We start from the raw sequence: 16,324 nt of genomic DNA on the forward strand, positions 1-16,324 counted from the left end.
CGGTGCCACGTAATTGTCCGAATATGATCGCCAGCCTCCCAGTCCGTGGGAACCGGGTGGACGTTTCAATCGGTCGCAGTCGCTACGTTCAGCCGCCGGCGCCCGAAACGAGGTATCCCGTTCAACATCCGGCGACCGCCCGTACCTCCTGGCAGGCGGTCGCCGACTCCCGTGGCATCCGCGTCGGCTCCCGTAGCCACTCCGATTCCCACAACCTCCTACTACTCCGACCGACTCTCACCCCCTGCATCCGGTTTTTGCATCTCCGGCGACGAACCAGCCAGTCGCCGCTCAATCGTCGACCGTCGGGACGCCGCTTCCCGCTCGGCCGATTCCGTCGACCTGCAGCGCGTCACCCCGCGAGGTGTGAACGCGTTGCGGATACGGGATCTCGATCCCCTCGCGCTCGAACGCGGCCGTGATCGCCTCGATGACGTCCGTCTGCGCGTCGAGTTTCCGGCGCATCGTCGGATCGGCGATCCAGACGCGACACTCGAGGAGGATCGCCGAGTCGCCGAACGCCGTCGTGATCACCTGCGGATTCGGCGCGTTCTTGATCGACTCGAGGTCCTCGACGGCGTCGACGATGACCGAGCGGGCGTGCTGGGGGTCGTCGTCGTAATCGATCCCGACGTCGACCGCGACGCGCAACTGGTCGTTCTCCGAGTAGTTGATCAGCTGACTGCTGGTCACCTCGTCGTTGGGGATCAACACGTTTCTGTCGTCGAACGTCTGGATCTTGGTGGTGAAGATGGTGACGTCGGTGACGATGCCGGTCGACTCGTTGACCTCGATCCAGTCGCCGACGTGGAACGGCCGCGAGAACAGCAGGATGAAGCCGGCGAGCATCGCCGTCAGCGTCTCGCGGGCCGTCAGCGCGACGACCGCCGTGATCGCGCCGGCGCCGATGAAGATGTTCGTCAGGTCGATCCCCCACAGCGTCAGGATCACCGTTCCGGCGAAGGCGACGATCGCGACGTCGGTGACGTGGTAGGCGACCTCGCTCTGGTGTTTCGTGAGCGCTCGCGTCTGCGCGAGCTTGTCGATCGATCGGTTGACGAACCGCATCGCGAGGTACGCGCCCACCATGATCCCCACTGTGACGAGCTGTTGGGCGGCCAACCACCGATCGATCATCACCGAGGAAAGCGTGTACTCGAGGACGTACGTGACGTGCCAGATCACGCTGAACGCGTAGACGGCGGCGGCGACGACGGCTCCGAGGAAGGCGACGGAGCTGGCCTCGGCGATCTGCCTCCCGTACCGACGGCGAGCGGCCGCCTGAATCCGCGAGGCGGTGCCGAGGCTGAGCGCGACCAGGACGGCGAGCAACAGGGTCGCGAGGAACTGGACGTCGGTCGTCCCGAGATACGTCTGCTGGATCTCCGGAATGGGATCCGGCCGAAGATGAAGTCCGTGAGAGAGAACAGTCGGCGCGATCCTGACCATTCAGCGATACTGAATAACGACCCGTACACCGTGAGCGAACGCCCGGCAAATGCAAGCCTTCGGGCCGCCGGTACTGATCGTCGCCGCGGATCACTCAGTCGTCGGTCCACTTGATCGAACAGCCTTGGGAGGGCTGCCACTCGAGGTCCACCGAGTCGCCAGCCAGCACCGCGTCGATCGCCTCGCGGACGTGGAACCGCGTCGGCTCGTCGTCGGGGTTCAGCGCGTCGTCGAGGCGGCCGTGGTAGGCCAACCGGAAGCGCCCGGTGTCGTCGTCCCACCGGAACAGGAACGGATCGGGCGTACAGACCGCGCCGTACGCTCGAGCGACGGTCTGGCGCTCGTCGCGCAGGTACGCGTCGTACTGGATTCGGCCGTCCGCGACGTACTCGCGCATACGCTCGAGGGAGTCGTCGGGGTACTCCTCGGCGTCGTTGGGATTGATCCCGACGACCGCGACGTCGTCGTACTCGGCGGCCAGTTCGTTCAGCAGGTCGAACTTCGCCTGCGCGTACGGACAGTGGTTGCAGGTGAACACGACCAGCAGCGCCTCGCGGTCGGCGAAGTCCTCGAGCGCGTACGTCTCGCCGTCGGCGCCCTCGAGTTCGAAGTCGGGGGCCGGATCGCCGGCCTCGAGTTCGGAGTCGGACTCTTGGAGTACCATACTCGATGATTTCGGATCGTTCATCTTAAGCATCGTGTTCACTTGTCCGCTCACTCGGTTGCTAGGGGACGTCACATGGGGTGGCGCAGCCACCGGCGCGCCAGCCTACAACGTACACGGTTGGCCTATGATATTTGTACCCCCCGCGACATCGGTTGGGTATGCAAACGCTCGAGCTCACTGACGAACAGTACGCGGTCGTCCAGCAGCTACGCGAGGAGATTTCCGAACAAGTCGTCGGCAAGTACGGCTACGTCCGGGAACGCGACGCGATCCAGTTCCTGATCGACAATCTCGACGGGAACCCGGAGATCGACGTCGATATCGACACGGAGCTAGACTCCTCGGCGACCGACGACGTCGCCGCCTCGGTCGGCGCCGCGATCGAGGGCGAGTCGCCGCCGGCGGACCTCGAGGAAGTCTCCTACATCGAGGACGAGTCCGTCGAGGACGAGGAGCCAGAAATCGACGCGGATGCGGACGCTGCTGTGGTCGACCCCGACGCCGAGACGGACGGCGACGACGCATCCGACGCGGACGACGACGCAGCGGGCCCGATCGAAGACGCCGAGGCCGACGCCGATGAGGGTGAGGACGACGACGGTGGCGAGAGTGACGGCACGGCCGACGACGACGATATGTTAGACGAGATGATGAGCCTCCTCGAGACCCACGACGACAAGTGGGAGGAGTCGAGTTCCGCGGACTACCGCTACAGCGTCGAACTGCCCGACGGGACGACCGAAGAGGTCCAGACGAAAGACGACGTCCGGGCGCTGCTGTTCAAGAACTACCGATAGGTGCCACCGGCGACGCGCTCGGCGTCCGCGAACGCCTCTCGTCCGCTCCAAACGGGCGTCCGCCGACCACCGGCCGACGACGGTGACTGACTCGCCGTGCGGACAGTCACGATCCGTTACGGCGTAACTTATGAGAACCGTGGGTGTGGTTTCGAATGGATCTCTATGGACCGAGCATACCGCTTTCAGTTGGAGGAAGATATCACCTGTCCCGATTGCCAGCGCCGCGTGCCGATGCACTCGCAGATCTGTCCCGAGTGCGAGGTCTCGCTGCACTGACGCCGCCGGTAGCGTGACCGTCCTGACGGCCGAACAACGTTAGACCTTTACTCGCGCTCGCGCTTCGCGTTGGTATGAGCGAACGCGAGGTGCTCGAGTTGCTTCGTGAGAACGCGCGGTACTCGACCGCGGATATCGCGCGAATGACCGACCTCGAGGAAGGCGAGGTCGAGGCAGCCATCGAGGAACTCGAGGCAGCGGGCGTGGTTCGGGGCTACCAGGCCGTCGTCGACTGGGACGAACTCGAGGACGAGCGCGTCCGCGCCGAGGTCGAGTTGAACGTCCACCTCGACCGCGAGACGGGCTACGGCGACATCGCCGAGCGCCTCGCACGGTTTCCGCAGGTCAAAGCCCTGCGCCTGGTCAGCGGCGACTACGACTTCGACATGGAGGTCGAGGGCGACTCCATCCGCGAGGTCTCGCAGTTCATCAGCGAGAAGGTCGCGCCCGTCCCCGAGATCACACAGACGGTCACCCACTACGTGATGACCTCCTACAAGGAGAACGGGATCGAACTCGGCGACGGCGAAGACGACGAACGGCTCTCGTTCTCACCGTGACCATGGAGTTCGAACTCTCAGATCGCGTGCAGACGGTGCCGCCGTCTGGCATCCGGCGATTCTTCGAGATCGCCGAGGAGCGCGACGACGTTATCTCGCTGGGCGTCGGCGAACCGGACTTCGCGACGCCGTGGGCGGCCCGCGACGCCGCGATCACGTCCCTCGAGAAGGGGAAGACCTCTTACACAGCGAACCGGGGCAAGCGCGAACTCCGCGAGGCAATCGCCGACTACGTCGCCGACCGGTTCGACCTGGGCTACGACCCCGACGAGGAGATCATCGTCACCGCCGGCGCGAGCGAGGCGGTCGATCTGGCCTTCCGCGCGTTCGTGAACCCCGGCGACACGGTCGCCATCGCCCAGCCGTCGTACATCTCCTACGAACCGGGCGTGATCTTCGCCGGCGGCGAGGTGTTGCCGGTGCCGACGAGGGAGGAAGACGAGTTCCGACTCACCGTCGAAGGGCTCGAGGAAGCGGGCGCCGACGAGGCCGACGTACTCGTCCTCTGTTACCCGAACAACCCCACGGGGGCGATCATGCCCGCCGAGGACCTCGAGCCGATCGCCGAATTCGCCCGCGAACACGACCTGATGGTCCTCTCCGACGAGATCTACGCCGAGTTGACCTACGAGGGCGAACACACCTCGATCGCGACGTTCGAGGGCATGCGCGAGCGCACCATCGTCTTCAACGGGTTCTCGAAGGCCCACGCGATGACCGGCCTCCGGCTGGGCTACGCGCTCGGCCCGGCCGAGGCCATCGGCGCGATGAACAAGATCCACCAGTACACGATGCTCTCGGCGCCGACGACCGCCCAGTACGCCGCGCTCGAGGCCCTCGATTCCTGCGAGAACGACGTTCGGGAGATGGTGAGTCAGTACGACCGGCGCCGCCAGTTCGTCCTCTCGCGATTCCGCGAGATCGGGATGGACGTCTTCGAGGCCAAGGGCGCGTTCTACTGCTTCCCCGAGGTTCCCGAGGGCTTCACCGCCGAGGAGTTCGCCGAGGACGTCCTCCGCGAGCAGGGCGTCGCCGTCGTCCCCGGCGACGTCTTCGGCGACGTCGGCGAGGGCCACCTCCGGGTCTCCTACGCGACCGGCCTCGAGGACCTCCGCGAGGCGCTGGCCCGACTCGAGGCGTTCGTCGAGGACCACGCCTGATCGGGCCACCCATGAGTCGTCGAGAGAACTCGCCGTTCGGGCGGCTGATCGGGGGCTGGAACGACACGTGGTCGCTCGCGGTCGTGTTCGGGCTCGCCTCCGTCCCCTGGACGTACGCCTTCGTGGCCGGCCTGCACATCCCGCTGTGGCCCTCGTTCATCGCGTCGGCGACGTACTACGCGGCGGGTGACGGACTGGACGGCGTCGTCCGGGCGTACGCGAGCAACCTCGCCGGCATCGTCTACGCCGCCGCGACGCTCGCCGTCGTCGACGGCTATCTCGGCGGCGGGGTCGTCGCACTCAGCGTCGTCGTCGGCGTCTTCATGTTCCTCGCCACTCTCCACGAGTTCGTTCCGCTGCTCTCGTTCACGCCGGGCGCGTTCTTCGGCTACGCGACGATGTTCAGCGTCCACGCCGCCGAGGCGACTGCCCTCGGCGTCGTGGGCCTCCCCGGCGAGACGCTCGCGGCGGTCCTCTCGATGGTCATCGGTGCGGGGATCGGCCTCGCGACCGACGAGGTGAGTTCTCGCCTCGGAACCTAACGGTGCACGTCACCGGTCGGCTGCGTACTGCGTTCGGAGTCACTCGGGGGGCGGGTCGAAGCGAACGCGGCCGCTGGCGAGCAGTCGCCGAGCACGAACAGTTTTCCTGGTCGCCTGCGCTCTCGTTTGCATGGTCGACTACCGTCCCATTCCCGACGAGCGGGACGTCTTCCACGAGTACCGCAGTTACGCGTTCCGGCCGGAGGAGGGCGTACCGGAGTACGACCCCGAGGAGCACGAGACGCCGCGGGCGACCCTCGGCTCACGTCGGGGCCTCTACGCGACTGAGGGGGCCGACGACGAGGAGCCGCGCTGCGTCTGTCGCCACTACTGGCTCGAGTCCCGGGTCCGGGGCGACGTCCACCGAACCGCCGGACTCGCGTCGGTCGCGACGCCGCCGGAGTACCGCCGCCGCGGCCACGTCCGACAGTTGCTCGCCCGCTCGCTGGGAGAGTACCGCGACCACGACGTCCGGTTTTCGGTGCTGTGGCCGTTCCGCTACCGGTTCTACCGACAGTACGGCTGGGATACCGCGAACCGGATCGTCACCCACGAGTGCGAGCCGTCGGTGCTGTCGTTCGCGACCGGCGCGCTCGACGCGTCCGGAACCGGGACCGGGACCGAGACCGAGCGAACGATCGCCCCCCAACTCGAGGCCGACGAGTACGAGCGCCTCGAGTCGGCCTACGCGGCCCACGCCGACCGGTACGGGCTGGCGCTCGAGCGGGACGCCGACTGGTGGCGCCACCGCGTCTTCGGCGGCGGCGACCGCGACCCGTTCGTCTACGCCGTCGAACGCGACGGACGGATCGAGGGCTATCTCGTCTACGCGATGGACGGCGGGATGGGCGATCGGACGATGGGCGTCTCCGAACTCGTCTTCACCGATCGCGAGGCCCTGCTGGCGCTGTTGGCGTTCTGCTACCGACACGAGTCGCAGGTCCAGCGCGTGCGATTTCGGATTCCCGCGGACGTCCCGCTCCGGGACCTCGCTCGGGATCCGGACGAGATCGAGACGACGATTTCGGACGGCCCAATGGTCCGGATCGTCGACCTCGCGGCGACGCTGTCGGCGCTCTCCTACCCCGAGCGCGACGCCACGCTGACGATCGGCGTCGAGGATCCGCTGGTCGACTGGAACGAAGGCACGTTTGCGCTCGAGGTCGCGGACGGTACCGCATCGTGCGAGCGCACCCGCGGCAGTCCCGATTCGGACGACGTCGACGTCTCCCTCGAGATCGGTGCGCTCTCGCAACTCGTCGTGGGCTGTCGGTCCGCCCGTGCTCTCGAGCGGACGGGATGCCTCGAGGCGGCGGAGTCGACGGTACTCGAGGACCTCTCGGCGCTGTTCCCCGAGACCGAGGTCTACCTCGGGGAGTTCTTCTAACCGGGATGGAGTTCATCTGATCGGGATCGGCTGCGAGGGCCGGCAGCGACGACGAACGGACCGGCCCTGCACCGGTACGCGAGATCGTGACGGGACAGCGCTCGGCCACGACACTGAAATACGCGCTCTGCAAAGGGAGAGTAACTGGCCGTCGATGATCACAACGTGGGTGCGAGCCGATCGGCTCGCAGGGGGATGTCTCGCCACGCCGTCGCCGACCGTGTGCGGGGGTGCACAGCCGTGACGCTGCGTTCCGTGCCGATCGTCGACCGGGTGACCGACGCCTTCTTCGCGCTCGATACGGACTTCCGGTTTGCCTACCTCAACGAGCGCGCCGAGACGCTGCTGAAACGGTCCCGCGAGGACCTGATCGGCCGCGTCATGTGGGACGAGTTCCCTCAGACAGTCGAGACGCAGTTTCCCGACCGCTTTCACCGCGCGATGGACGAACAGACGCCGGTTTCGTTCGAGGTCTACCACGCCCCGCTGGACACGTGGTTCGAGGCCCGCGCCTACCCCGCGGAGAGCGGGCTGTCGGTCTACATGCGCGACATCACCGAACGGAAGGTTCAGGAGACGACGCTGGCCCAACACGCCGCCGTCATCGAGGCCATCAACGACGCCGTCGTCACCCTCGATCGGACCCGAGAGATCGTCACCGTCAACGGCGCCACCGAGTCGGCGCTCGGGGTGGACCGGACGGAACTCGTCGGCGAACACGTGGAGACGCTGACCCAGCGGGCGGGGATCGCCGACGACCACGCCGTCGAGATCGGTCGGGCGATCACCGACGTCGACGTCGGCAACGCGGACGAGCGCACGCTCGAGGTGCCGTTTACCGACGCCGACGGCAGGGACCGCGTCGGCGAGTTTCGCTTCGTCCCGATCGAGGACGACATCGCGACCGTCGCCGGCGTGATCCGGGACGTAACCGACCGACAGGAGTACGAACGCGTCGTCACCTCGCTCCACGAGGTGACCCGCTGGCTCCTCGAATCCGACGATCCCGAGGAGATCTGCGCGATCGCGGTCCACGCCGGCAGCGACCTGCTCGACCTCCCGATCAGCGGCGTCTGGCTGTTAGCGGAGGAGCAGGGCTATCTCGACCCCGTCGCCGGGACCGCCGGCGCCCACGACGAGTTCGGCGGCCTCCCGCGGTTCAATCCCGGCGAGGGACTCGTCTGGGACGTCTTCGAGTCCGGCACGGTCGAACGGTTCGACGACCTCCGGACCGTCGACGAGATCTACAATCCCGACACCCCGATCCGGTCGGAGATCATCGCGCCGATCGGCACCCACGGCGTCCTGATGACCGGCTCCCTCGAGGCCCACCGGTTCGGCGAGACCGACGTCGACCTCATCTCGACGCTCGTGGAGAACACCCGAGCGGCCCTCGATCGGGCCGACCGCGAACGGGTCCTCCAGGAACGATCCGCCGAACTCGAGCGTCAGACCGACCGCCTCGAGTCGGTTGCAAACGTGCTCTCGAGCGACCTGAAGCGGCAACTGTCGACCGTCGCGGACGCGCTCGAGGGCGACGACCCCGAGGAGTGGGAGTTCCCGCTCGCGGAGGACTCCGTGGAGGCGACGCTCGATAGGGCCGAACGACTCGTCGACGACGTCCGGGAGTTCGCCCGAAACGCCTCGACGGTCGGTACCCGGAGCCGAATCGATCTGGAGTCGGCGATCGACGAGGCCCTCGAGCGATCCAGGCTCGACGACGATGCAGTCGTCCTCGAGGACGGAGCGACGCTGCGAGCCGACGCCGATCGGTTCGTCCACCTCCTCGAGACGGCGTTCGACGACGCCGCGGTCCGCGCCGACGGCGCGGTGACGATTCGGGTCGGCCTCGTCGGGTTCGACGAGAGCGATCGCTCGCGGGGCTTTTACCTGCTCGACGACGCCGCCGAAATCCCGCCGACGGCCCACGATCGAGTGCTCGACCCCGCGACCGATATCGACGAGGACGTCGACGGCGGGATCTCGACGGCCGGGCTCGGGCTCGCGCTCGTCAGGGCGATCGCCGAAGCCCACGAGTGGACGCTGTCGATCGACAACGGCGAGAACGGCGGCACGCGACTCGAGATTCGCGACGTGACGACCCTCGAGCGGGCGGAGTGATCGGCCGGTAGCGCGACGAGTCGGTTGCGGTCGCGATCAGTCGGACTCCTGCAGGATCGAATCGCGAGTGATGTCCTGACAGAGCCGCCGGTAGCCGTCCTGCTCGAGCAACTCCTCCATCGTGTCGTTGACCTGGACGCGGAGGGCCGCCAGCCGGTCCTGGAGCCGAGCGTACTCCTGACTCGACTTGCGTTCGGCCTCGGTCTTCTCGGCGTCCAGCAGCGCCTTCTTCGAGGAGAGGGCGAAGAACTCCTGGAGCTGAGCGTCGTAGCTCGAGCGCAGCGACAGCTGGTCGACGATCCGACGGATTTCCTCCTTCGAAACCGGTTTGACGAGGTAGTCGTCGAACCCCATCTCGATGATGTCGAAGTCCGGTTCGACGGCGGTGACCATCGCGACCCGACAGTCGAGCCCCCGGTCCCGGATGGTCGCGAGGATCGTATCGCCCGACAGCCCCGGCATTCGTCGGTCCAGCAGGACGATATCGACCGTTTCGTCGATCGCGTCGAGCGCGCTCTGTCCGTCGTAGGCCGTCTCGACGGTGCAGGGCTCCTCGAGCCAGGCGGCGTACAGGTTCGCGAGGTCCGGCTCGTCTTCGACGATCAGGACGGACGGTGTCTCAGTGGCCATCAGGCGATATCCCCCAGTATATCAGTTCGTCGTAGCAATTGCACCCTGGGTATTTCAAGATATCGGGCAATCGGAAATCACCGATCCGGACGGCGCCTGCGGCTCGGTCACTCGAGTTCGCGTTCGATCGTCGCGCGTCGCTCCCGGATCGCGGCGGCGTCGGTCGCGATCGTTCGGCCGCCGACGTCGATCGCGAGACGACCGTCGTCGGTCGCCGAGCCGAGTTCGACGACGGGTGCCACGCCGTCGAACGCCTCGCGGATCGCCTCGGGCGATTCGGTCTGGATCAGGGCGCGGCCGGGCTGTTCGTGGAACAGCGCCGCAGCGGCCGCGTTGGCCGGGTCATCGGCCGATTCAGTGGCGGGGATCGAGACCTCGAGGCCGGCGTCGTCGGTGACCATCTCGGCCAGCGCGACCGCGAGGCCGCCGTGGCTGACGTCGTGGACCGCGAGGGTCGCGTCGTCGTTCGCGACGTCCGCGAGGGTTTCGACGAGGGCGGCGGGGTCGTCGGGTAGTTCGGGGAAGGCGTCGCTGCCGTCGAACTGCGCGAGGTACTCGGCGCCGCCGAGGCGTGGCTCGTCGGACTCGAGGCCGACGTCACCGACCAGCAGCAGTCGGCTATCGCCGTCAGTGTCGGCCGTGACCGCCAGCGGCGGCGCGTCGTAGCCGTCTTTCGTGCCGACCATCGCGAGCGTCGGCGTCGGCGGGATCGGCCCGGCGACGGAGTCGTTGTACAGCGAGACGTTCCCGCCGACCACGGGCGCCTCGAGCGTCGCGCACATATCCGCGAGCCCGTCGACGATCCCCTCGAAGCCGCCGTAGACGTCCGGTTTCTCGGGGTTGCCGCCGTTCAGACAGTCGACCGCTGCGAGCGGGGTCGCCCCCTTGGCCGCGACGTTCGTCGCGTTCTCGAGGGCGATCGCTTTCGCACCCTCGTAGGGCGCGGCGGTGGTCCAGTTGGGCGCGGCGCCGGCGGAGATGGCGAGTCCCTGCCCGATCTCGCGGCTATCGCCGCTCGATTCATCCGCGGAGTCTCGGAAGACTTCGTCTTCCGACGGTCGGGAACTCTCCGAGTTCCCTCGACGTGGCTCCGCGCTCGCCTCTCGAACGGCGATGATCGCCGCGTCGTCGCCCGGCCCCACGCTCGTCCGGACGCCGACCTCGTGGTCGTACTGGCGGTAGACCCACTGTTTCGAGGCCGTGCTCGGACTCGAGACGACGGCGTCGAAGGCGTCCTCGAGGTCGACATCAGGGAGATCCGTTTCCGGCTGTTCGGGCGCCTCGGATGGGAGATCGTTCATGGGCGCACCTTCGCCGAGGAAGTGGCCGTCGACGTCGACGACGGTCTCTCCGTTGAAGGTACAGGTATAGTTGCCCTCGGTGACCTCGCCGATGACCGAACAGCCCAGATCGAACCGCTCGGCGATCTCGCGCACGCGGTCGACGTTCTCCGGTTCGATCTCGTAACACATCCGCTCCTGGGACTCGGCGAGGAGGATCTCGAGGGCGTTCATGTTCGGTTCGCGCTGGTGAACGCGCTCGAGTTCGATGTCGGCGCCCAGGCCCCCTTTTGCAACCAGTTCGCTCGAGGCGCCGCCGAGGCCTGCGGCCCCGAGGTCGCGGGCGGACTGGATCAGGCCCTCGTCGACCAGTTGCTCGTTGGCCTCGATGAGCAGTTTCTCGGTGTAGGGGTCGCCGACCTGCACCGCGGGACGGTCCTCGGTTTCGGCGTCTTCCGAGAGGTCTTCGCTAGCGAAGGAGGCGCCGCCGAGGCCGTCGCGGCCGGTGCCGTTACCCACGAGAACCAGTTTGTTGCCGGGTTTTTGGGCCTCGGCGGTGACGAGTCGGTCCTCGGTCGTCAGGCCGACGCAGGCGACGTTCACGAGGGGGTTGCCCTCGTAGTCCGGGTGGAAGTCGACGCTGCCCGCGACCGTGGGGACGCCGATACAGTTCCCGTAGTGGCTGATCCCCTCCACAACGCCCTCGAAGAGGTACTTCGAGTGTTCGCGGTCGAACTCGCCGAAGTACAGCGAGTCGGCCAGCGCGATGGGGTAGGCGCCCATCGAGAGCGTATCCCGGACGATGCCGCCGACGCCCGTCGCGGCCCCGTCGAACGGGTCGACGTAGGAGGGGTGATTGTGGCTCTCGATGCCCATCGTGATGTACGTCGTCCCCTCGTCCGCGCCGCCCTCCTCGCTTCCGGGCAGCGCGACGACCGCCGCGTCGTCGCCCGGCCCGACGACGACCTGCTCGCCCTCGCTGTCGAACGCCGAGAGCAGCGGTCTCGAGGAGCGGTACGCGCAGTGTTCGCTCCAGAGGTTCTCGAACAGCGCCGCCTCGGCCGGGGTGGGCTCCCGGTCCAGTTCCTCGACGACGAGTTCGCGGTCCGAATCGGCAAGACTCATTCACGTCAGTGGTGGAAGTCGGGGAGTAAAGGGGTTTCCATATGCACGTTCGTGTATCACTCCGCTGATTGTGGTGGTGGGACGGGGGAGTCGAACGGACCGTCGACGGACTCGCGCCGTCCGGACCCGAACGCGAGGATTCCACCGTTCCCGGATGGAGAAACCGATTTATGGTCCCCTCGCCACGAATGACGACATGAGCGATTCGGACGGGGGACTCGAGTCTCGAGACACCAGAGACGTGATCATGGAGGCGACCTTCCGGGCGCTGAGCGAACACGGCTACAAGGACCTGCGGGTCCGCGATATCGGCGCGGAGATGGACCTCTCCCGGCAGGTGATCCACTATCACTTCGACGGGAAGTACGACCTCATGTCCTCGTTTCTGGAGTACGTCATCGACCAGTACGAGGGGAGCGTCACGGTCGACGACGAGACGGACCCCCGCGCGGAACTCGACGCGCGGATCGATCGCTGCCTGTTCGGGCCGGAGTTCGACGAGTTCACCCACTGGGACCGGATGAAGGTCTACCACGAACTGTACGCCCACGCTCAGAACGACGACGAGCACCGGGACCTGTTCAACGAGCACTACGACCGGCTTCGGGGCAGCATCGTCTCGGTCATCGAGAAGGGGATCGAACGGGGCGAGTTCCGGGAGGTCGAGGCCGAACTGATGGGCCAGCTCGTCACCGACGTGATTCACGCCGCCCGAGAACGGCGCCTCGCGCTCGGTCACGAGGACGCCCCGGAAGAGGCGCGCCGGGCCATCGACGAGTTCGTCCTCGACTCGCTGTATCCGGCGGAGTGAGTTCGCGCTCGAGCGCGTCGGTCCGGCGGACTACAGTTCCGGCACGTCCGACGGCATATCGAAGTCGTGGTAGTACTCCCCTTTCTCCTTCGAGAGAATATCGAGGACCGCGGCTGCGCCGTCCCCGGCCGCGATGACCGCCTGCCACTTCTCCGCGCGACTCATCGCGCCGGTCGCGTAGACGCCCTCGACCGAGGTCTCCATGTCGAGGGTCACGTCGACGACCTCCTCGTCGGTGAACTCGCAGCCGAGATCCTCGGCGAGGCTTCGGTCGCCGCCCGTCGCGAGGACGACGTACTCCGCGGCGTACTCGTCCTCGTCCGTTCGCACGACGAACCCGTCGTCGGTCTCCTCGACGGCGGTCACTTCTTCCTCGTACAGCGTCGCGCCGCGGTCGCGGGCCTGTCCGCGGGCGATCTCGAGGAACTCGTCGCCGCTGATGCTCCGCACGGCGGGGTAGTTGAAGAGGTGCGCCTTGTGCATCCACGACTCGTCCGTGTCGAAGGCGATCGTCTCGAGGTCGTTCTTCGCGGCGTACTGTGCTGCGGTCAGGCCGGCGGGTCCACCGCCGACGACGGCTACGTCTGCCATATTCGGAGACAGTCACCGCACGGAGAAGTATTTTACCATTTGGTAAAACCGCGCCGAAGTTGGGAATTCAGAGAACGAACGGACCCCGTTGCCGGATCGGCTCGCCGTGCGGGCGGCCCGAGACGGCGACTGCGCGGAGGCTTCCGTCGGTCCGGAGGGCGACGTCTCGAGCGTCGGTGACCGGGAGCACGTCGCCCTCGGTGAACGCGTCTCCGTCGACCGTCCCCTCGCCGGCGACGCCGTAGAGGAATCCCGACCAGCCGTCGGGGATCGACCACGTCCACGCGTCGGAGACGGAGACGTCCAGATACTCCATCGGCGTGCGGAGATCGATCGGGGATCCCTCGCCGACGACCGTCGTGACCGTCGCGCCGCCTCGCTCTTCGGTCGGGAGTTCGGCCGCCGTCGCGTCGACGTAGTCCGGTTCGACGTCCTTTTCGGCTCGCGGGAGATTCACCCAGAGCTGCAGTCCGTTACAGGCCCGGCCGTCCGCGGGGAACTCGGAGTGGCGAATCCCCTCGCCGGCCGTGATGCGCATCGCGTCGTTCGCGGCGGCGGTGTTCGTCACGCCGAGGGAGTCCTCGTGTTCCATCCCGCCGTCGATCATGTAGGAGACGATCTCGAACCCGCGGTGGGGATGCATCGGGAACCCCTCGTCGGGATCGATGTAGAACCGCTCGAACAGCACGAACGGATCCAGATTTCGCGGGTAACCGTTCGTCGGGAACGCACGATTCGACTGGACGCCGGTTCCGTGTCGGACGGCCTCGCCGGCGATCGGGCCGTCGGGGGTCGACTGCGCCTCGCTCGAGTCCATATCGCCCCTTGGTTTACCGTCCGGTAAAACCTGTCGACGGCGAGCCGCTTCACGGCGGTCACCGAAGAGAGACGGGTGCGAAACGAGTCAGGAGAAGCAGGACGCTCGCTCGAACCGTCGTCCGCTCAGGCGTCGCAGGTTTCGAGCCACGACCCGGCCCAGCACTCGATCTCGTCGAAGACGGGTTCGAGCGACTCGCCCTTGGCGGTCAGACTGTAGTAGGTCGCGATGGGGGCGTCCTCCTCGATGCGGCGTTCGACGAACCCCATCTCGCCGAGGTCGTCGAGGACGCGCGAGAGGGTCCGGGCGTTCGCGTCGGTCGAGCGCTTGAGTTCGTTGAACCGCTGCTCGCCGGACAGCAGTTCGTGGAGGACCGCCAGCCGCCACTGGGAGCCGATCTGCTCGAGGGACTCGATGACGGGGCAGGCGTCGGGCGCTCCGGACGACTCGGCCGCGTCGGCCGCCTCGTCGCGGGGGTGGGTCTGGGGAGATGACATTCGAACGAAGGTACGACGCGAACCGTTTTAGCAGTTCGGGTTCGAACCAGCTAACACGACGTTAGTCGGTTCCGGCACGTAACTACAATGACTCTCGTACTCACAACGCGAACGTGGTCGACGGTCGATCCGTATCGGAGCGCGAACACTGATCCCCGCAGCGCGGCGCTCGAGGTGAGACGCCCATGACGGCCGATTCGGACCCGGCAGACAGCGCGGAGGACAGCGGAGAGACGCGCGAAACCCTCGAGATCGACGTCGACTCCCACGACGGCTCGCTGTATCGAGTCCTCTCGAGCGCGGTCGTTCCACGCCCGATCGCGTGGGTGAGCACCCGGAGCGACGAGGGCGTCGACAACCTCGCGCCGTACAGTTTCTTCACCGTCGCATCGGTCGATCCGCCGGTGTTGCTGTTCGCGCCCGTCGACGGCGCAGACGGGCTCAAGGACACGCCGCGCAACGCCCGTGAGACCGGCGAGTTCGTGGTGAATATCGTCACCGACGGCCTCGAGGAGGCGATGAACGAGACCAGCGCGACGCTGCCGGCCGACGAGAGCGAGTTCGACCACGCCGGGATCGAGCGCGCTGACTCGACGGTCGTGGACGCGCCGCGAGTCGCCGACGCGGAAATCGCCTTCGAGTGTTCCCTTCGGGATCTGCTGGACGTCGGCGGGTCGACGCTCGTACTGGGCGACGTCGAGTACGTCCACCTCGACGAGTCGGTGACGACAGACGGGAAGATCGACGTGAACGAGGTCGACGCCGTGGGACGGCTGGCGGGGAGTCTTTACACGCGGACGGCGGATCGATTCTCGCTCGAGCGGCCTCCATAACGGTAGCCGGTAACACGACCAACGTGTGCGAATGGAACGGCTCTTCGATTGACGGAATGGGTGAAAAGAAGTGTCCTGCTATCGTGGCAACAGGGAATCGCCACACCCTCCCCAACCGATTCGCTCACTCGCAGGCTCGTTCGCTCATCCAACGGAAGACGCAGAGCGTCTTCCGAGCCGTTCGCTCGTTCCACTCGCGAAGACCTCGCACGAAGTCGTCGACCGCCCTCGCTATCACTCGGTCGGCCGACAGCGCGCGCCACCGCACGGCGGTTCCTCAGCCGAGCGTGGTTCGCTCTCAGCCTGTACTGAACACGGTTATCTGTCGTTTGATTCGGTGACACGTTCCTCGAGCAGCACCTCCTCGAGTCGCTCGAGCGCGCGCAGGCAGGCGGGCGCGTAGCCGGTCGCCAGCGGGGGCAACTCGAACGCGATTCGACAGCGTCCGTCGCCGAGGTCGTCGACGCGGTGACCGGCACCGGGGAGCCCGGTGATACGCCAGCGCCAACGCCGAGCCGCGGGATCGTAGCCGGTGATGCGAAACGGAACCCACGCCCCGGGGAGACGGACCCGACCGGACGTTCCCGACCGGAGGCGGCGGTCGGTCGCCTCGACACCGGTGACGACGGGCGACCACTCCGGCCATCGCGTCGTATCGACGAGCAGATCCCAGGCCGCGTCCGCGGGCGCCTCGATCACGTGTGAGGCCTCGAGCCGCCGGCCGTCGGGCGTTCGCGTGGTCCGAAGGCGGGTCATTCGTCTCGTCGCTACGCGCTGC

The 16,324-nt window shown here is 67.0% G+C and carries 16 protein-coding genes; 8 read left to right on the forward strand and 8 right to left on the reverse strand.

The genetic code is table 11. From position 1 onward, the window contains the following. Positions 1–291: 291 nt before the first annotated feature. Together J0X25_RS33390 and J0X25_RS33395 are read right to left on the reverse strand one after the other, a co-directional pair. Entirely contained in the window at positions 292–1,449 is a 1,158-nt protein-coding gene (locus J0X25_RS33390; protein ID WP_207288200.1) for a mechanosensitive ion channel family protein, read from the reverse strand. A gap of 94 nt (positions 1,450–1,543) precedes the next feature. Further along, entirely contained in the window at positions 1,544–2,113 is a 570-nt protein-coding gene (locus J0X25_RS33395; protein ID WP_207288201.1) for a thioredoxin family protein, read from the reverse strand. A gap of 161 nt (positions 2,114–2,274) precedes the next feature. Between J0X25_RS33395 and J0X25_RS33400 the strand changes: the two genes are divergently transcribed. The 6 genes from J0X25_RS33400 to J0X25_RS33425 all read left to right on the forward strand — a co-directional run bounded on the left by J0X25_RS33400 (position 2,275) and on the right by J0X25_RS33425 (position 8,962). Next, positions 2,275–2,913 carry a hypothetical protein gene (locus J0X25_RS33400; RefSeq protein ID WP_207288202.1) on the forward strand — a complete coding sequence of 213 codons (639 nt, stop codon included), beginning with the start codon at positions 2,275–2,277 and terminating at the stop codon, positions 2,911–2,913. A 353-nt stretch (positions 2,914–3,266) separates the two neighbouring features. After that, positions 3,267–3,752, forward strand: a complete 486-nt coding sequence (locus J0X25_RS33405) for an Lrp/AsnC family transcriptional regulator (protein WP_207288203.1) — start codon at positions 3,267–3,269, stop codon at positions 3,750–3,752. Between the two features lie 2 nt (positions 3,753–3,754). Then, the gene (locus tag J0X25_RS33410) at positions 3,755–4,912 is read left to right on the forward strand and encodes a pyridoxal phosphate-dependent aminotransferase (protein ID WP_207290922.1); all 1,158 of its coding nucleotides are present in this window, start codon (positions 3,755–3,757) and stop codon (positions 4,910–4,912) included. 11 nt (positions 4,913–4,923) lie between these two features. Continuing rightward, a complete protein-coding gene (locus J0X25_RS33415) occupies positions 4,924–5,454 on the forward strand; it encodes a DUF1097 domain-containing protein (RefSeq protein ID WP_207288204.1) in 531 nt (176 codons plus the stop codon). A gap of 130 nt (positions 5,455–5,584) precedes the next feature. Then, a complete protein-coding gene (locus J0X25_RS33420) occupies positions 5,585–6,841 on the forward strand; it encodes a GNAT family N-acetyltransferase (RefSeq protein WP_207288205.1) in 1,257 nt (418 codons plus the stop codon). 240 nt (positions 6,842–7,081) lie between these two features. Further along, positions 7,082–8,962 carry a sensor histidine kinase gene (locus J0X25_RS33425; protein ID WP_207288206.1) on the forward strand — a complete coding sequence of 627 codons (1,881 nt, stop codon included), beginning with the start codon at positions 7,082–7,084 and terminating at the stop codon, positions 8,960–8,962. A 36-nt stretch (positions 8,963–8,998) separates the two neighbouring features. Here the strand turns inward: J0X25_RS33425 and J0X25_RS33430 are convergent, their stop codons facing one another. Further along, positions 8,999–9,592 carry a response regulator transcription factor gene (locus J0X25_RS33430; RefSeq protein ID WP_207288207.1) on the reverse strand — a complete coding sequence of 198 codons (594 nt, stop codon included), beginning with the start codon at positions 9,590–9,592 and terminating at the stop codon, positions 8,999–9,001. A gap of 107 nt (positions 9,593–9,699) precedes the next feature. After that, on the reverse strand, positions 9,700–11,997 hold the full coding sequence (gene purL, locus J0X25_RS33435) for a phosphoribosylformylglycinamidine synthase subunit PurL (RefSeq protein WP_207288208.1): 2,298 nt from the start codon (positions 11,995–11,997) through the stop codon (positions 9,700–9,702). 196 nt (positions 11,998–12,193) lie between these two features. Here purL and J0X25_RS33440 point away from each other — a divergent pair, with 196 nt between their 5' ends. Continuing rightward, positions 12,194–12,808: a TetR/AcrR family transcriptional regulator gene (locus J0X25_RS33440; RefSeq protein WP_207288209.1), complete on the forward strand. Its 615-nt coding sequence runs from the start codon at positions 12,194–12,196 to the stop codon at positions 12,806–12,808. Positions 12,809–12,838: 30 nt separating this feature from the next. Here J0X25_RS33440 and J0X25_RS33445 read toward each other — a convergent pair whose 3' ends face one another. The 3 genes from J0X25_RS33445 to J0X25_RS33455 form a co-directional block, all read right to left on the reverse strand. Continuing rightward, on the reverse strand, positions 12,839–13,399 hold the full coding sequence (locus J0X25_RS33445; RefSeq protein ID WP_207288210.1) for an FAD-dependent oxidoreductase: 561 nt from the start codon (positions 13,397–13,399) through the stop codon (positions 12,839–12,841). 67 nt (positions 13,400–13,466) lie between these two features. Then, positions 13,467–14,216, reverse strand: coding sequence for a pirin family protein (locus tag J0X25_RS33450; protein WP_207288211.1), 750 nt, complete (start codon positions 14,214–14,216; stop codon positions 13,467–13,469). A 125-nt stretch (positions 14,217–14,341) separates the two neighbouring features. Then, entirely contained in the window at positions 14,342–14,713 is a 372-nt protein-coding gene (locus J0X25_RS33455) for a winged helix-turn-helix transcriptional regulator (RefSeq protein WP_207288212.1), read from the reverse strand. A gap of 185 nt (positions 14,714–14,898) precedes the next feature. Between J0X25_RS33455 and J0X25_RS33460 the strand changes: the two genes are divergently transcribed. Next, positions 14,899–15,546, forward strand: coding sequence for a flavin reductase family protein (locus tag J0X25_RS33460; protein ID WP_207288213.1), 648 nt, complete (start codon positions 14,899–14,901; stop codon positions 15,544–15,546). Between the two features lie 318 nt (positions 15,547–15,864). On the opposite strand, the gene J0X25_RS33465 is transcribed toward J0X25_RS33460, so the two are convergent. Next, positions 15,865–16,302 (reverse strand): SRPBCC family protein, encoded by a 438-nt coding sequence (locus tag J0X25_RS33465; protein WP_207288214.1) that lies wholly within the window; start codon positions 16,300–16,302, stop codon positions 15,865–15,867. Between the last annotated feature and the right edge of the window lie 22 nt (positions 16,303–16,324).

Origin of the sequence: Haloterrigena alkaliphila (assembly GCF_017352155.2) — an archaeon.
Lineage (GTDB): Archaea > Halobacteriota > Halobacteria > Halobacteriales > Natrialbaceae > Haloterrigena > Haloterrigena alkaliphila.

Excerpts from the sequence above, each read along its gene's own strand:
- J0X25_RS33390 (WP_207288200.1), bottom strand. The coding sequence starts at position 1,449 with ATGGTCAGGATCGCGCCGACTGTTCTCTCTCACGGACTTCATCTTCGG.
- J0X25_RS33395 (WP_207288201.1), bottom strand. The coding sequence starts at position 2,113 with ATGGTACTCCAAGAGTCCGACTCCGAACTCGAGGCCGGCGATCCGGCC.
- J0X25_RS33400 (WP_207288202.1), top strand. The coding sequence starts at position 2,275 with ATGCAAACGCTCGAGCTCACTGACGAACAGTACGCGGTCGTCCAGCAG.
- J0X25_RS33405 (WP_207288203.1), top strand. The coding sequence starts at position 3,267 with ATGAGCGAACGCGAGGTGCTCGAGTTGCTTCGTGAGAACGCGCGGTAC.
- J0X25_RS33410 (WP_207290922.1), top strand. The coding sequence starts at position 3,755 with ATGGAGTTCGAACTCTCAGATCGCGTGCAGACGGTGCCGCCGTCTGGC.
- J0X25_RS33415 (WP_207288204.1), top strand. The coding sequence starts at position 4,924 with ATGAGTCGTCGAGAGAACTCGCCGTTCGGGCGGCTGATCGGGGGCTGG.
- J0X25_RS33420 (WP_207288205.1), top strand. The coding sequence starts at position 5,585 with ATGGTCGACTACCGTCCCATTCCCGACGAGCGGGACGTCTTCCACGAG.
- J0X25_RS33430 (WP_207288207.1), bottom strand. The coding sequence starts at position 9,592 with ATGGCCACTGAGACACCGTCCGTCCTGATCGTCGAAGACGAGCCGGAC.
- purL (WP_207288208.1), bottom strand. The coding sequence starts at position 11,997 with ATGAGTCTTGCCGATTCGGACCGCGAACTCGTCGTCGAGGAACTGGAC.
- J0X25_RS33440 (WP_207288209.1), top strand. The coding sequence starts at position 12,194 with ATGAGCGATTCGGACGGGGGACTCGAGTCTCGAGACACCAGAGACGTG.
- J0X25_RS33445 (WP_207288210.1), bottom strand. The coding sequence starts at position 13,399 with ATGGCAGACGTAGCCGTCGTCGGCGGTGGACCCGCCGGCCTGACCGCA.
- J0X25_RS33450 (WP_207288211.1), bottom strand. The coding sequence starts at position 14,216 with ATGGACTCGAGCGAGGCGCAGTCGACCCCCGACGGCCCGATCGCCGGC.
- J0X25_RS33455 (WP_207288212.1), bottom strand. The coding sequence starts at position 14,713 with ATGTCATCTCCCCAGACCCACCCCCGCGACGAGGCGGCCGACGCGGCC.
- J0X25_RS33460 (WP_207288213.1), top strand. The coding sequence starts at position 14,899 with ATGACGGCCGATTCGGACCCGGCAGACAGCGCGGAGGACAGCGGAGAG.
- J0X25_RS33465 (WP_207288214.1), bottom strand. The coding sequence starts at position 16,302 with ATGACCCGCCTTCGGACCACGCGAACGCCCGACGGCCGGCGGCTCGAG.